The 15,062-nt window shown below is 68.4% G+C and carries 13 protein-coding genes; 7 read left to right on the plus strand and 6 right to left on the minus strand.

The window, feature by feature from the left end; genetic code table 11:
* Positions 1-239: 239 nt before the first annotated feature.
* Both J2X01_RS09260 and J2X01_RS09265 read right to left on the minus strand, forming a co-directional pair.
* The gene (locus tag J2X01_RS09260) at positions 240-1,187 is read right to left on the minus strand and encodes a metallophosphoesterase (RefSeq protein WP_310056033.1); all 948 of its coding nucleotides are present in this window, start codon (positions 1,185-1,187) and stop codon (positions 240-242) included.
* Positions 1,184-3,454 (minus strand): transglycosylase domain-containing protein, encoded by a 2,271-nt coding sequence (locus J2X01_RS09265; RefSeq protein ID WP_310056035.1) that lies wholly within the window; start codon positions 3,452-3,454, stop codon positions 1,184-1,186. The genes J2X01_RS09260 and J2X01_RS09265 overlap by 4 nt, the downstream gene beginning before the upstream one ends.
* A 37-nt stretch (positions 3,455-3,491) precedes the next feature.
* Here J2X01_RS09265 and sp36 point away from each other — a divergent pair, with 37 nt between their 5' ends.
* The 3 genes from sp36 to J2X01_RS09280 are packed head-to-tail and all read left to right on the plus strand — an operon-like array spanning position 3,492 to position 5,149.
* Complete coding sequence (gene sp36 / locus J2X01_RS09270) at positions 3,492-3,647, plus strand: Sp36 family protein (protein WP_003797879.1); 156 nt, start codon at positions 3,492-3,494, stop codon at positions 3,645-3,647.
* Between the two features lie 2 nt (positions 3,648-3,649).
* Positions 3,650-4,219 (plus strand): RidA family protein, encoded by a 570-nt coding sequence (locus tag J2X01_RS09275; protein WP_310056052.1) that lies wholly within the window; start codon positions 3,650-3,652, stop codon positions 4,217-4,219.
* A gap of 18 nt (positions 4,220-4,237) precedes the next feature.
* A complete protein-coding gene (locus J2X01_RS09280; RefSeq protein WP_310056055.1) occupies positions 4,238-5,149 on the plus strand; it encodes an NUDIX hydrolase in 912 nt (303 codons plus the stop codon).
* A gap of 488 nt (positions 5,150-5,637) precedes the next feature.
* Here J2X01_RS09280 and J2X01_RS09285 read toward each other — a convergent pair whose 3' ends face one another.
* A complete protein-coding gene (locus tag J2X01_RS09285; RefSeq protein ID WP_011693220.1) occupies positions 5,638-6,315 on the minus strand; it encodes a Crp/Fnr family transcriptional regulator in 678 nt (225 codons plus the stop codon).
* A gap of 204 nt (positions 6,316-6,519) precedes the next feature.
* Between J2X01_RS09285 and J2X01_RS09290 the strand changes: the two genes are divergently transcribed.
* On the plus strand, positions 6,520-7,704 hold the full coding sequence (locus tag J2X01_RS09290; protein WP_310056058.1) for a MarP family serine protease: 1,185 nt from the start codon (positions 6,520-6,522) through the stop codon (positions 7,702-7,704).
* A gap of 42 nt (positions 7,705-7,746) precedes the next feature.
* Here the strand turns inward: J2X01_RS09290 and J2X01_RS09295 are convergent, their stop codons facing one another.
* Both J2X01_RS09295 and aroQ read right to left on the minus strand, forming a co-directional pair.
* Positions 7,747-8,811: a DUF2332 domain-containing protein gene (locus J2X01_RS09295; RefSeq protein ID WP_310056062.1), complete on the minus strand. Its 1,065-nt coding sequence runs from the start codon at positions 8,809-8,811 to the stop codon at positions 7,747-7,749.
* Positions 8,812-8,813: 2 nt separating this feature from the next.
* Entirely contained in the window at positions 8,814-9,287 is a 474-nt protein-coding gene (gene aroQ / locus J2X01_RS09300; RefSeq protein WP_310056065.1) for a type II 3-dehydroquinate dehydratase, read from the minus strand.
* 185 nt (positions 9,288-9,472) lie between these two features.
* On the opposite strand from aroQ, the gene J2X01_RS09305 reads away from it, so the two are divergent.
* A complete protein-coding gene (locus tag J2X01_RS09305) occupies positions 9,473-10,450 on the plus strand; it encodes an SMP-30/gluconolactonase/LRE family protein (protein WP_310056067.1) in 978 nt (325 codons plus the stop codon).
* Positions 10,451-10,502: 52 nt separating this feature from the next.
* Here J2X01_RS09305 and acs read toward each other — a convergent pair whose 3' ends face one another.
* Complete coding sequence (acs, locus tag J2X01_RS09310) at positions 10,503-12,533, minus strand: acetate--CoA ligase (RefSeq protein WP_310056070.1); 2,031 nt, start codon at positions 12,531-12,533, stop codon at positions 10,503-10,505.
* A 469-nt stretch (positions 12,534-13,002) separates the two neighbouring features.
* On the opposite strand from acs, the gene J2X01_RS09315 reads away from it, so the two are divergent.
* Together J2X01_RS09315 and J2X01_RS09320 are read left to right on the plus strand one after the other, a co-directional pair.
* Positions 13,003-13,482 (plus strand): hypothetical protein, encoded by a 480-nt coding sequence (locus J2X01_RS09315; RefSeq protein ID WP_310056071.1) that lies wholly within the window; start codon positions 13,003-13,005, stop codon positions 13,480-13,482.
* Between the two features lie 206 nt (positions 13,483-13,688).
* Complete coding sequence (locus J2X01_RS09320) at positions 13,689-15,062, plus strand: hypothetical protein (RefSeq protein ID WP_310056075.1); 1,374 nt, start codon at positions 13,689-13,691, stop codon at positions 15,060-15,062.

Here is a 15,062-nt window from a genome sequence, read left to right on the forward strand (position 1 = left end):
CGCAGCCGGATGTCCTTTCCTGTAGCAACTACCCTAGGCCATCGGGTGACCTGGTTCACGTGCGGCGTGAGACATCCGCCGGCGCCGGGGGGACATGCCCACCCTCAGGCCCGGGACATGCCCACCCCTGGGCGCGGGGCATGGGCATAATGCCACTATGTCCAGCCGTGGAACCGGGGGGAGGGCATGTCCCGCGGTGGCCGGGGGCCGGACGGGGCGGCGCGGGCGGCCGGGCGGACTCAGGGGCGCGGCGTGAGCGTGAGCAGCACGGCCTCGGGCTTGCAGGCGATCCGGACCGGGGCAAAGCGTGAGGTGCCGATGCCGCCGGAGACGTTCACCGGCGTCGTGCGTCCCTTGCTGTCCCAGTCGTGCAGGCCCTGGGCGCGCCAGGTCGGCAGGTCGCAGTTGGCCACGAGGGCACCGAAGCCCGGGATGCAGATCTGGCCGCCGTGGGTGTGCCCGGCGAGCAGCAGGTCGGCGCCGTCCTCGGTGAAGTGGTCCAGGACGCGCTGGTACGGGGCGTGGATGACGGCGACGCGGAGGTGCGGTCTGCTGTCCTGGCCCTTGGTGCCCCGCGGCCAGCCGGCGTACCGTTCGAGGCCCAGGTGCGGATCATCGACGCCGGAGAAGTCAACGCGCAGGCCCCTGATGATCAGCGACTGGCAGCGGTTGGTCAGGTCCACCCAGCCGCCCATGCCAAAGCTGGCACGGAGCCGCGGCCAGTCCAGCTTGGCGGGGTCCTTGGGCCTTCTGGATGGTCCCAGGAAGTACGACGCCGGGTTCTTCAGCCGCGGGGCGAAGTAGTCGTTCGAGCCGGGGACGAAGACGCCCGGGAACTTCAGCAGCGGGCCCAGCGACTCCAGCAGGGGTTCCACCGCCTGGACGTGGCTGAGGTTGTCGCCGGTGTTGACCACCAGGTCCGGTTCCAGCCCGGCGAGCGAGGACAGCCACGCGGCCTTCCGGTGCTGTCCGGGCACGAAGTGGATGTCGCTCAGGTGCAGTACCCGGATCGGGCCGAAGCCGGCCGGGAGGATCGGCAGGGTCTCCTCGCGCAGGACGAACTGGTTCTTCTCCCACAGCCCGTATCCGGTGGCGGCGGCGCCCGTCACCGCGCCGGCGGCGGCCGCTACGGCGAAGCCGCGCCCGATGCTTCGGACGCGGCTTGCCAGCGGGGTGTTTCCGGTCACGGGTTGGGCTTGTCGCTGTTGCCGGGCTTGTCCGAGGACGTCGGCTCAGGGGCCGGACTGGTCGGCTCGGTCGTCGACTGCGTCGTCGGCCTGGGCGCCGGTGTGGGAGCGGGACCGTTCACCAGGTTCGACGGCGCGGCCGGGAACGGATCAGTGCCGTAGGCCGGCGCCACCTGGGTCATGTAGTTCGAGAACTGCGGGCCCGCGATCATGTAGCCGTCGATGGCCTTGTAGAACTGGCCGTTCAAGGTCAGGTTGCGTCCCGGACGGTCCTGGCCGCCCAGCGCATCGCCAAACCAGGACGCCGTTGCCAGGCCGCTGGTGAAGCCGACCACCCAGGTGGAGTTGTTCGGGTCATTGGTACCGGTCTTGGCGGCAATCGGGAAGCTGGTCCGGGTGGAGATCCGCGGCTTGATCAGGGAGCCGGAACCACGGTTCAGGACTTCCTGCAGCGCGAAGCTCACACCGCGGGCAACTTCCGGCTTGATTGCATCGCGGCAGCTTGTGGCCTGGGCCGGCAGCTGGGCGCCGCTCGCGTCGGTCACCGACTCAATGGCGATCGGCTCGCAGTACGTGCCGTCGTTGGCGAAGGTGGCGAACGCGCTGGCCATGGTCAGCGGCGAGGTCTGGGTCGCGCCGATCAGGTTGGACAGCCGCGTCATGGGAACGGGCTCGTTGGTCTGGCCCGCGTGGATTCCCGCGGCGTCGACGATTTTCTGGATGCCGCAGAGGTCAACCCCCGCCGCCGTGGCGAACGTCATCGTGTTGATGGAGTTCGCCAGGCCGTCAACGACGCTCATGTTCTTGTAGTAGCCCTCTTCGGCGTTCTGCAGGTCGTCGGCGGCGCCGAGCCGCTTTTCCGCCGTGTTGTAGGCGCCGTCCACCGGGGTGGGGCAGGTGTTCTTCCACCGGTAGTTCAGCGGGTACCGGCGGACGGACCCGTTCAAGACGGTGTTCATGGACTTGCCTTCATTGAGCCACGCGGCGAAGGTAAACGGCTTCATCGTGGAACCGGGCTGGAAGCCGCCCAGGCCGCCGAGGTCATTGCCCTGGGCGTCCCGCATGTCGACGTTGAAGTTGATGACGTTGTTGAACTTTCCTTCGGCCTCAAGGAACTGGGTGTTCTGGGCCATCGAGATGATCTTGCCCGAGCCCGGCTGCACGGACACCAGCGAGGCGCCCCACTTGTCCGGGTTCGCCCCGGCGGAGCCTTCAACCTGGGCCTGGGCCACGGCCTGGGCGTTCGGGTCCAGCGTGGTCTTGATGGTCAGGCCGCCGCGGAACACGGTCCGCTCGCGTTCCTTCGCGTCCGCGCCGTAGGCCGGGTTGTTCAGCAGCAGGTGCAGCACGTAGTCGCAGAAGTACGGGGCCGTCGTCGAGTAGGCGCAGCCCTGGCGCGCCGGCGTGACCTTTGTTTCCACCGGAGTGGCCACGGCGGCGTCGTACTCGGCCTGCTGGATCTTGCCCTGGGTCACCATGGACTGGAGCACCAGGTCGCGGCGTTCCTTGGCGTTCTCCGGGTTGTTGATCGGGTCGAAGAACGACGGGCTGTTGACCAGGCCGGCCAGCAGCGCGGCCTGCGGCAGGGTCAGGTCCTTGGCGGTGGTGCTGAAGAAGAATTTGGAGGCGGCCTCGATGCCGTAGGCGTCACGGTTGAAGAACACGATGTTGAGGTAGCCCTCGAGGATCTGTTCCTTGGTGAACTTTTTCTCCAGCGCGATGGCGAGCTTCATCTCCCGAAGTTTGTCGCCGACGCCCTTGTTGACGCCGTTCAGGAGGACCTGGTCGCTCTTGCCCTCGGCCTCGAGGGAGGAGTTGATGACGTTGTTCACGTACTGCTGGGTGATGGTCGACGCACCCTGCCGGTTGCCGCGGGCGGTGCTGACCAGGGCGCGCATGATGCCGGTGGTGTCCACACCGCCGTGCTCGTAGAAGCGGCTGTCCTCAATGGCGATGACCGCGTCCTTGATGTACGGAGACATCTGGTCGAGGGAAACCCTGGTGCGGTTCTCCGCGTAGAGGTTGGCGATCACGCTGCCGTCGGAGGCCAGGATCGACGTCGACTGGCTCGGCGGATCCACCTGCAGCTCGGCCGGCAGGGTCTCGAAAAACTTGATCGATCCGCTGGCGGAGCTGCCGGTGACAGCGGCCGCTGGGACCAGGAGCCCCGCCACCAGGACGCCACAAATGGCGCTCACGCCCAGGAAAAGAAAGATCTTTCCGAGGGTGGTGGCCGTGTCAAATAAAGGGTTCTTACCAGTCGCCATGTTTTCCACTTTACCGGCAACGACTAGGCTTTAGCTCATGACCAAATGGGAGTACGCCACGATTCCGCTCATTATCCACGCCACAAAGCAGATTTTGGACCAGTGGGGTGACGACGGCTGGGAGCTGGTCCAGGTTGTCCCCGGCCCCGATGGAAACGGCCTCGTTGCCTACCTGAAGCGGGAGAAGCAGTAGACATGAGCACCCCCGCATCTGCTGTTCCGGGCGCGTCCGCAGCGTCCGGAACTCCTGCCAACAGCAGCGCCGGAACCGGCGCGTCGTCCGCCGTCGAGCAGCGCCTCGCCGAGCTGGGCCTGGGCCTGCCCGAGGTGGCCGCGCCGGTGGCCGCCTACGTTCCCGCCGTGATCTCCGGGAACCACGTGTACACCTCCGGCCAGTTGCCGTTCATCGACGGCCAGCTTGAGGCGACCGGAAAGGTGTCCTCCGGCACCGAGGGCGCGTCGGACGAGGCCACGGTCTCACCGGAAGCGGCCAAGCAGTACGCCGCCGTGTGCGCCGTCAACGCCCTGGCCGCCGTAAAGAGTGTCATCGGGGACCTGGACCGGATCACGCGGATCGTCAAGGTTGTCGGCTTTGTGTCCTCGGACCCGTCCTTCACCGGCCAGCCTGGGGTCATCAACGGCGCGTCCGAACTGCTCGGCAAGGTTCTCGGCGACGCCGGCCAGCACGCAAGGTCCGCCGTCGGCGTGGCCGTACTCCCGCTCGACTCCCCGGTTGAAGTCGAACTGATCGTCGAATTCGCCTAGAGGGCAGGTCAGTTTCCCTTGCCTCAGTTAGCCCGACGCCTGTTTGCCCTTCCCTCGGATCTTGAGGGGGCGGCCCGCAGCTGGATTGAACACGGCGAGCGGACCCCCCGCAAGCCCCGCCTCGCTTCCTCGGTGGTGCTGCTGCGTGACTCGCCCACGGGTCTGGAGACCTGGCTGGGATACCGGCCCGGCTCGTCACCGCTGGGTGTTCTCGCCTTTCCGGGCGGATCCCTCGAGGCGTCCGACGACGACGCCGTCGGCTGGCTGGGCGCCCCGCCGCAGCATTGGGCCGAGCAGATGGGGACCGCCGACGTCGGGCTGGCCCGCCGCCATGTGGTGGGTGCCATCCGTGAACTGTTCGAGGAAACCGGCATCCTGCTGGCCGGACCGGACCTGTCCACCACAGTGGAGGCGACCTCCACGGCGGAGTGGATGCGGGCCCGGGTGGCGGTGGCGGAGCAGGAGAAGTCCTTCACCGAGGTGCTCGCCAAGCGCGGGCTCTCGGTGCGGACCGACCTGCTCAAGCCCCTGGTCAACTGGCTCAGCCCGGACTTCGCGCACCGCCGCTTCAACACCCGCTATTTCGCGGCGACGGTACCGATGAACCAGCAGCCGTCGCTGCTGGCGACCAAGGGTGTCTGGGGCCGCTGGGTCTGCGCCCGCAAGGTCATCGATGAACGGAACACCACTGCGCTCGGCGACGAGGTGGGCCAGGAGAACACGGTCGGGCGCACGCTGGGTGAGCTCCTCGTGCCCGGCTCCGAGATCATGCTCGAGAAGATGGCCGTGGCGAACGGCTGCATCGCCTACCTGAGCTACAAGCGCAAGGCCCACGTCTACCAGCCGAAGCTTGTCGAGGAACACGGCCAGCTGATGCTCGAGGTCGAGGCGGCCAAGACCGTCGCCGGAGACCCCCAGCGCGAACGCTGACCCCTGCTGGGCCCGCCCCGCCCCGCCCGCTGGACATGCCCAGCGCTGGCACGGACGGTTGGACATGATGGCCTTGTGTTCACTCCTTGACGCGACGGGTGGGCATGTCCCGTGGCCCGCGGGTTCGGGAACGAACATACCCTCCGCTCATCCCGTGCTGCCGCCGGACATGCCCAGCGCTGGCCCGCGCGGTTGGACATGATGGCCTTGTGTCCACTCCTTGGCCCGGGGACTGGGCATGTCCCGCGGGGGGAGCCCAGGCGCCGGGAACGCACATGCCCTCCGCTCATCTAATGCTTCCACCGGACATGCCCAGCGCTGGCCCGCGCGCTTGGACATGATGGCCTTGTGTCCACTCGCTGGCGCGGGGACTGAGCAAGTCCCGCGGGGGGAGCCGGGCGCCAGGCACGCTTAAACAAGGCACGCTTAAACACCGAAGGCCGGCACCGTTTTCACGGGGACGGCCTTCGGTGTGCTGCCAAACGGGCTTAGCGGGAGCGCTGGCGGAGGCGCTGCATGTCGAGGATGACGACGGCGCGGGCCTCCAGGCGCAGCCAGCCGCGCTGCACGAATTCGGCGAGGGCCTTGTTGACGGTTTCGCGGGATGCCCCGACCAGCTGGGCCAGTTCCTCCTGGGTCAGCTCGTGGGCCACCAGGACGCCGTCGGTCGCGGGACGGCCGAAGCGGTCCGCCAGATCCAGCAGCGCCTTGGCTACTCGGCCGGGAACGTCGGAGAAGACGAGGTCGGAAAGGGAATCGTTGGTGCGGCGCAGGCGGCGGGCCAGGGCCTGCAACAGCTGCGCGGAAACCTCCGGGCGGGTGCGCAGCAGGGCATTGAGGCTCTCGTTCTTCAGCCCGGCCAGGCGCGTTTCCGACACGGCCGTTGCCGTGGCCGTGCGCGGGCTCGGATCAAACAGGGCCATTTCGCCGAACAGCTCGCCCGGGCCTAGGATGGCGAGCAATGACTCCCGGCCGTCCGGGGACGTGCGTCCGAGCTTAACCTTGCCGGAGACGATGAAGTAGAGCTGGTCGCCCTGGTCGCCTTCCCGGAATACCGAGGCTCCGCGTGAGAGGTCCACTTCGGTGAGTTCGTCCGTCAGCAAACGGAACGCCTCGTCGTCGAGCGTGGCGAAAAGGGGTGCGCGGCGCAATACCTCGATATCCATGAAAACTCCTGACTAACTGTGTCGGCTGGGGCGCTTCAGCCATTGTTTCAGAATTTTGGAGCTTCTGTGACGCACTTGGCACCGAAACGCGGCAAACGTCGTGGTCGGGCGGGAGTATGCCCAGCTGCCGCCGCCGCCCGCGCTCGGCAAACTGTCAGCCGGCGCCGGTAGAATTGGGGCTTACCTGCCACTCAAGGAGCACTGGTGTTCGGCTTGACCATCTTGGACCTCGTGTTGATTCTGACGCTGCTGTCCTACCTGTTCCATGGCCTGCGCAACGGCTTCCTGGTCACCGTCGGCGGTATCGCCGGGTTTGCGGCAGGCGCCGTGGCCGCGTTCGTGTCCGTCCCGATTGTCAGCGGCCTCGTGGAGGACAGCGGCTGGCGCCTCACCGCGATCATCGCCACCACCGTGCTGCTGATGGTGCTGGGGCACGGGCTGGGCACAGCGATCGGCCGCCGCGTCCGCAGCGTGGTTAAGATCAGGCCGCTCCGGTCCATGGACCGGGTCGCCGGCGGAGGTGTCAACGTGGTGGTCTCCGCCCTGGTCATGTCGATGCTGGCGTTCAGCCTCGGTGCGCTCGGCGTTCCCTTCGTGTCCCAGCCGCTCGCCGATTCCAAGGTAATCCGTTTCATTGACGGTGTGACCCCCGTGCCGGTGAAAGCGTCGATGGCCGAGCTGCGGTCCGCCGTGATCGGCGGGGGCATCCCGACCCTGTTCGAGGGTATCGGCCAGGGCCAGCCGGTGGCTGTCCCGGATGCCAGCACTGACACTCCTGCCCTGAACAAGGCCGCGGCTTCGGTCCTGAAGATCGCCGGGACGGCCTACCAGTGCGGACAGAACCAGACCGGAACGGGTTTCGTGGTGTCGCCCGGCCGGGTTGTGACAAACGCCCATGTGGTCGCCGGCGTTCCCGAACCGGTCGTGGAGATCCCCGGCGGCGGCGCCCTGCCCGGGCGTGTAGTGTACTTCGACAGCCAGCATGACCTCGCCGTCGTGGCAGTGGACGGTCTCCGCGCCGCCCCGCTGCCGCTCAGCGCCGACCTGCCCGGCGGCAGTCCGGCCGCGTTCGCCGGCTACCCGCACGGCGGCCCGTTCCAGTCCAAACCCGCCACCGTGCAGGACATTGCGACCGTGCTGGTGCCGGACATCTACGGCAGCAACCCCGCCCCTGAGGACGTGTACCGAATTGCCGGGGACGTCCAGCCGGGCAACTCGGGCGGCCCGCTGCTGACCACCGACGGCCAGGTCGCGGGCGTGATCTTCGCCAAGGCCACGGAGGAAGCGTCGCTGGGCTACGCCATCACCATGACGGACCTGGGACCCGTGGCCGCCCAGGCCGCGGGCCTCGGCCGTGCCGTCTCCCCGGGCCAGTGCATCCAGAAATAGCAGAGCCGAAGGACCCGGCCCGGCAGCTTGGGGGGTGGCCGGCTAGAGCCATTCCAGGCTCTGGCCGTGCGGGCCGGTGATCGCGGCGGGCCGGCCGTTGTGCAGCAGCAGGAAACGGCCGCGGAGCCGGGAGTCGTCCATTTCGGGGACCACGCTGGAGCCATCCGGCTGGATGATTACTGTGTGCCCTTCGTTGGAGAGCCAGTGGCAGCCGCGTTCGGCGGCGAGCCGCGACATCGTGGCGCGGAACTGGTCCCTGGCCTCCGCGTCGAGGTAGCCCAGAACAGCGCTGTGGAAAACCACCAGCGTCGCGTCCGACGGCGCCTGCGCGGCGAGGGCGGGGAGCCGGTCATTGAGGTCCCCGGCCACCAGGAGCGGCGGTTCAGCCCGGGCGATGGCGATCGCCTGGCGCAGCCGTTCGCGGCGGAAGTCCTGCTCCGGCCAGACCAGCGCTTCGAGCCAGGCGACGTCGTCGGGATTCCCGACGTCGAGCGGGTTTAGGTCGATCCCGGCACGCCACACCACCTGCGGGAGTTCCGCCGGGAGCGGGACCGGGCCGGTGACCGCACAGCCCAGAACCGGGTAACTTCCGGGGGCAGCGCCGGCCGGGGCCAGCCGCGTGGCCTCGGCGCCGGCGTCGTACTCATAGCCGTAGCGGTCCGGAAAGAGGGCGAGCCCGGCGGAGGCCCCGACCTCGAGGAGCGCGAGCGGGCGCCCGTCGGCGGCGATCTGCGCCAGGGACGGCAGCAGGGTGGCGCAGCGCCCGGCCTCGTTGGTCTGGGTGGCGCGGCTGAGCACGATCCGCGAGACGTCGTCCCAGTGTGCGTCCAGGAACTCCCGGAAGTCCGGGTACGGGCTGATCCGTGCGCCAAGGAAGCGGGCGGCCGCGAGCATCAGCAGGGGCTGGCGCTTGGTGTACGGCCACTGGTCGATCCGCCGGATCAGCTCCGGGTCATCCGCGATGCGCACCGACCATTCCGCGTAACACGCGGAATTCCCCGGTGCGTCGACGGTGCCGAAGTGCCGGTACCACTCATCGGTGGCCGATTCCCCGGTGGCCGGTTCCCCGCCGCCGGGATCAGCGCCGCCGCGATCAACGGGGGACATGCTCAGTCCCGGCTGGCCTGCAGGCCGGCGAGATACTCGATTGCGAACCGGTAGCCCAGGATCCCTGCGCCGGCAATCACCGCCTTGCTGATGTCCGAGAGGTACGAATGGTGCCGGAACTCCTCGCGGGCATGGACATTCGTGATGTGGACCTCGACGGCGGGCAGTTGCACCGCGGAGATGGCGTCCCGGATGGCGACCGAGGTGTGCGTGTAGGCACCGGCGTTGATGACGATGCCGAGGGCCGTGCCGCGGGCGGCATGGATGGCGTCCACAAGCGCGCCCTCATGGTTCGACTGGAAACACTCGACGTCCAGACCGTGCGCGGCACCGGTGTCCTTGGCGAGCTGTTCGACGTCGGCCAGGGTGGCGGTCCCGTATTTCTCGGGTTCGCGCGTGCCGAGCAGGTTCAGGTTGGGTCCGTTGAGGACCAGGATGGTGCCGCGGCCGGCGCCGTCGGTGGTGGCTTCGCTCATGCCTGCCAATGTATCGCGTTGCGTTGCGGGCTGCGCCCCGGCCGCCGAAACGGCGCGCAGATGACAGCCCGGAGCAGCCCGCCGGCTCTGGAACGCACACGCTGCCCTGCCTAGACTGAAAGGACCATCGTGCGGAGCTCCCGTACTGGTGAGCCCGCGCGGAAAGCCCGATCTCGGAGCACATCATGCGCAACATTCATGCAGGAAAATCAATCCGCCGGCTCGCCGTGGGAATCATCGCCCTTGGGGCGTTTCTCGTGCCGGCGCCTCTGGCCACCGCATCCGGAGCGGACCGGGATGGCCGGTCCCCGGTGATCACGCTGCCCGGCGCCACCGGTGCCGAGGGCATCGCCGCAGCCGGCGGCAGCACGTTTTTCGCCGGCGACTTGCTCAACGGCAACATCTTCCGGGGAGATATCGACGAAGGCAAGGCAAAACTGTTTATCGAAGCGCCGGCCGGCCGGGCCGCCGTCGGGATGAAGGTCGACCGGGACAACGATCTTCTCTTCGTCGCCGGCGGCGCCACCGGCCAGGCCTATGTGTACGACCTGGAGACGAAGAAAACCGTACAGGTCTACGATCTCGCCCCGGCCGGAGCCAGCTTCATCAACGACGTCACCCTGACCCGCGACGGTGCGTGGTTCACGAACTCCCGCGCCGGTGAACTCTACCGGATTCCGGTCAGCCGCGACGGGACGCCGGGCGACATCCGGACCCTGGCGCTCGACGCCCCCGCCGGCACCGTGGACGAGGGATTCAACCTCAACGGCATCGCCGCCGCCGATGACGGCGGCACGCTGATTGTCGGCCACTTCGGCCGCGGAGCGCTGTACGCCGTGGACCCGGACGACGGATCGAACAAGGCCATTGACGTCACGGACTCCTCCGGGGCCCCGGTCACCGTGACGAACGTGGACGGCATCGTCATCCGGGACAACACCCTTTGGGCCGTGCAGAACTTCCTGAACCAGGTCAGCAGGATTGACCTGAACGGGTCGCTGGGCCAGGGCGAGGTGCAGGAAGTCATCACGAGCCCGTACTTCGACATCCCGACGACGGCGGCGCTGTTCGGCGATACGCTCGCTCTCGTCAACGCTAAGTTCACGACGCCGGCAGCAACCAGCTTCGAGGCGGTCCTCGTCAGGGCCTGCTCCGGCGGCTGAGAACCCGGGCTCAGCTGAAACGCGTCAGCTGAGCCCGGGCTAACCGACGCTGCTACTTCCGGAGCGACTGCGCGATCTGGGCCATCACGGTGTTGTCGGCCAGGGTGGTGGCGTCGCCGACCTCGCGGCCTTCCGCGACGTCCTTGAGCAGGCGGCGCATGATCTTGCCGGAGCGGGTCTTGGGCAGTTCGGGCACCACGAGGATGGTCCTGGGCTTGGCGATCGGCCCGATCTCCTTGCCGACGTGGTTCCGGAGTTCCTGCACGATCGCGTCGCCGGTGTCCACTGCGTCGCCGCGCAGGATCACGAACGCGACGACGGCCTGCCCGGTGGTCTCGTCCGCGGCGCCGACGACGGCGGCCTCGGCGACCGCGGGGTGGGACACGAGGGCGGATTCGATTTCGGCGGTGGAGAGGCGGTGGCCGGAAATGTTCATCACGTCATCGACCCGGCCGAGCAGCCAGATGTCGCCGTCCTCGTCCTTCTTGGCGCCGTCCCCGGCGAAGTACATGGTCTCGAAGCGGGACCAGTAGGTTTCCTTGAACCGCTCCGGGTCGCCCCAGATGCCGCGCAGCATGGCCGGCCACGGCTCGCGGATCACGAGGTAGCCGCCGGAGCCGTTGGGCACCGACTCGCCGGCTTCGTCCACCACGTCCACGGCGATGCCGGGCAAGGGGACCTGGGCCGAACCGGGTTTCGTGGCCGTGACGCCGGGCAGCGGGGCGATCATCTGCGCGCCGGTTTCGGTCTGCCACCAGGTGTCCACGATCGGGGCCGGGGTTTCCTTCCGCTCACCGTTCTTGCCGGCGTTGCCGCCGATGACCTCGCGGTACCACATCCACGCTTCGGGGTTGATGGGTTCGCCGACGGAGCCCAGGACGCGGATCGAGGAGAGGTCCGATTTCGCCGGGATCTCCTTGCCCCACTTCATGAACGTCCGGATGGCCGTGGGGGCGGTGTAGAGGATGGAGACCTTGTACTTCTCCACGATCTCCCACCAGCGGCCCTGGTGCGGGGAGTCCGGGGTGCCTTCGTACATCACCTGGGTGGCGCCGTTGATCAGCGGGGCGTAGGCGACGTACGAGTGCCCGGTGATCCAGCCGACGTCGGCCGTGCACCAGTAGACGTCGGTTTCTGGGTGCAAGTCGAAGACGGCCTTGTGGGTGTAGGCGGTCTGGGTGAGGTAGCCGCCGGTGGTGTGCAGGATGCCCTTGGGCGTGCCGGTGGTCCCGGAGGTGTAAAGGATAAAGAGCGGGTGCTCGGAGTCGTGCCCGACGGCGGCGTGCTCGGCGGAGGCGGTCCCGACCGTGTCCGCCCACCAGTGGTCGCGGCCGTCATGCCAGTCGACGTCCTGGCCGTTGCGCTTGACGACGACGACGTTCTGCACCGTGTGGCCGCTGCCGTTGCCCTCGTGGGACAACGCCTCGTCGACGGCGGATTTGAGCGCACTGGGCTTGCCGCGGCGGTAGGTGCCGTCGGCGGTGACAACCAGCTTGGCTTCGGCGTCGTCGATCCGGGAGCGGAGCGCCTCGGCGGAGAAGCCGCCGAAGACCACCGAGTGGATCGCGCCGATCCGGGCGCAGGCCAGCAGCGTGATGACGGCCTCCGGAATCATCGGCAGATACACGGCCACCCGGTCGCCCTTGGCGACACCGAGGGACTCGAAGGCGTTGGCGGCCTTCTTGACCTCCTCGGTGAGCTGGGCGTACGTGTAGGTGCGGGTATCGCCCGGTTCGCCCTCGAAGTAGATCGCCACGCGGTCGCCGTGGCCGTTTTCGACGTGGCGGTCCAGCGCGTTGTAGGCGGCGTTGACCTCGCCACCGACGAACCACTTCGCGAACGGCGGCGTGGACCAGTCCAGCGCCTGGCTGAAGTCCTTGCTCCAGCTCAGCAGCTCGCGGGCCTGCTTCGCCCAGAAGGCGGGCCGGTCGGCGTCGGCCTCGGCGTAGTCCGCGGCGGTGACCACCGCGTTGGCGGCGAACTCGGGAGAAGGGGCGAACTTACGGTTCTCCTGCGACAGGTTTTCGAAGGCATCGCGCTGGAGAGCCTGCGCCGTCGTGGAGCCGGGGGTCTGCTGGGACATGGTGAACCTCATCATTCATCGATCCGTGCTGCGCGGGGCATCCGTTCCGCCGCAGCGCCGGGCCGCTTGCGCGTCGTCGGGCATCGGCTGGTCACGGACGTACCGCAAAGAGCTGTTCCGAAATACACACTAACGCCTGTGCAGCATCCGACGTGTGCCGCGTCACACAGTGAACCGTGAGCGGTGTTTGTTAAGCGCCGAATGGTTGTTGGGCGCCCTGCCGGGGCTCTGGTGCTGGCGACCCTACTTCGTCACAATGGGGCCAAGGCTACGCAACCGCATAGGGGGAAAGGGCCGTGAGACTTTGGGGCCGGGCGCCGGATAACCACTGGCCGGATGGCATGTCCATCCGGGTGGAGGACACCCCGCACCATCGATCCCTTGATTCCGCCGTTCTGGCAGGCGGAGTACGGCTGGGGGCGTTGCGGGCAACAGCCGGCACCAGGCCGTCGCAGGCAACCGGCGAGTCATGAACCAGCCCTCAGGAAAACGACGGCGGATGCGGGCGCTGGCCTGCATCCTTGCGACCGGCGTCGTGCTCGGTGCGGCGGGCTGCGCCGGCCCGCCGAGCGCGGCCGACCGCAGCTACCGCGGAGTGGTGGCGTCGCCCTCCGTCACGCCGGGCGCCTCCCCTGACCCCTCGACGACGGCGGTCCCCGGGCCGCCGGGTCTCGGGACCCCGCTGGCGGCCTGGCTGGAGAAGCCCCGGCGGTTCGGCGTCACCCTGTGGGGAAGCTCCAGCTGCCCGGCCGTCCCGACCCGGATCGAGGCGACCGCCCGCGATCGGGTGACCATCAGCTTCGAACAGGCCGGGGACAAGGCCTGCACCGCTGACCTTGCGCCAATGACGCATGAGTTCACGGTTCCGACCGGCGCGGACACGGTTCCGCTGACGCTGATCCTTGTCGACGGCCAGGGTATGACGATGCACACATTCGTGCTGGAATGACGGGGTTGGGGGCGCCGGCACAGGAAATCCCGGGCCCCCACTTCGTGCCCCTGTCCCCGGCTTGTCAGCTAGTGATCGGCCTGCCACTTGACTAGGCTGAGATGAAGTTGTGACATCCGATGGAGGCGACGGGACCGCTCGCGGTCCCCGCTCGGCCTGCTGTTAGACGGTGCTGTCCAGAGTGCCGCCATGCTAAGGAGAACCGAATGAACGAGCACACAAACGGGCAGCCCCGGCCGCCCGCCCAAAGCCAGGGCAACGGCAGCGCGAACCAGCCTGCCGGCTACGGGGAAGCCCCCCGTTTCACGGTGGACAAGGCAAACGGCCGGACGGCCGGCAAGAAGAACGAGGCGGTCCTCGGTCCGTTCACCGTCCGCGATCTCACGGTTTTCGGCTCGACGCTTATTCTGTTTATTGCCTCGCTGATCCCGATGTTTGCCGTCCGCTACAACCTGTGGAACCTTGGCAGCTTGTTCTTCCTGGGGCTCGGAATCCTGCTGCCGGTGGTCGTGGCGGCACTGTTCGTGGCGCGCCGGCTCAGCCCCGAAACGAAGCTTCGGATCGGCTCCCTGTCGGTGGACCAGTTCGGTTCCGTGGTGGCGTCGTTCGCCGTCGCGTTCTTCTTCCTGGCCGTCGCGGGCGCCTATGTTCCCAGCATGTTGCTGGCCCTCGTCGGAGCGCTCGGGCTTTTGGCGGCCACCGTGCTGGGCCGCCTGATCCCCTTTTTCGCCGGTGATTTCCTGGACCGCGCCGAGGTCCCTGCCCATGTCGTGGCCCGTGAGTCGGCGGTCCCCGCCCGCAAGCCCCACGCCCCGAAGGCAGCGAAGGAAGCCAAGGATGAACATGCCCCGAAGGCTGCCGGCACCAACCCGGTGTCGGGCTGGGCGAAGCGGATGACCGCGGGCGGAAAGTCCGACGCCGCAGGCTCGGCGGGTGCCGCCGGTGCAGCTTCAGTGGCGGGTGCCGCAGCTTCGGACGCCGCAGCAGCGGCAGGCCGCCCTGCAGCATCGACGCCGGCCGCAGCACCGGAGACTCCGGCCCGCACTGCCGCGCCCACCCCGGTCGTCGGTTCCCCGGAAACCCAGGCCGCGGGCATCGTGCCCGCCGCGTCTGCAGCGGCGGCACCGTCCGCCGCCGAGCAGACCCAGGCCGCCGCCTTCGTGCCTCCGGCCGGGACTGCGTCCGCAGAGAAAGCCCCGGCCAACGGGCAGGTTCCTCAGGCGCAGGCCCGGGCCGCCGCGGCGGCTGAGGACACCCGCGCCGCCGAAGTCCCTGCGCCCTCGGGCTATGCCCCCACCACGGTGAACCCCCAGGTGCGCCAGCAGGAGCCGATCGGCGCCACCGTCGACCCGGCCAGCCGCCCCGAGGAACATGAGGTCCAGACCGTCCACGAGGCATTCTGGTTCGCCGTCGCCCAGCCCCGCACGGCCGTGGACGAGCACAGCGGCGCACCGGCCTTCGTGATTGAGCCCGGCGGCTGGGTGCTCGCTCTCGAGGACCGGGGACACGAGTTCCTGGTCCAGCACACCGACGGCCGGGTGGGCCTGCTCCGCGATCTCAGCAACATCGAACGCGGTTAG

The organism is Arthrobacter ginsengisoli (genome assembly GCF_031456935.1).
Taxonomy (GTDB): Bacteria; Actinomycetota; Actinomycetes; order Actinomycetales; family Micrococcaceae; genus Arthrobacter; species Arthrobacter ginsengisoli.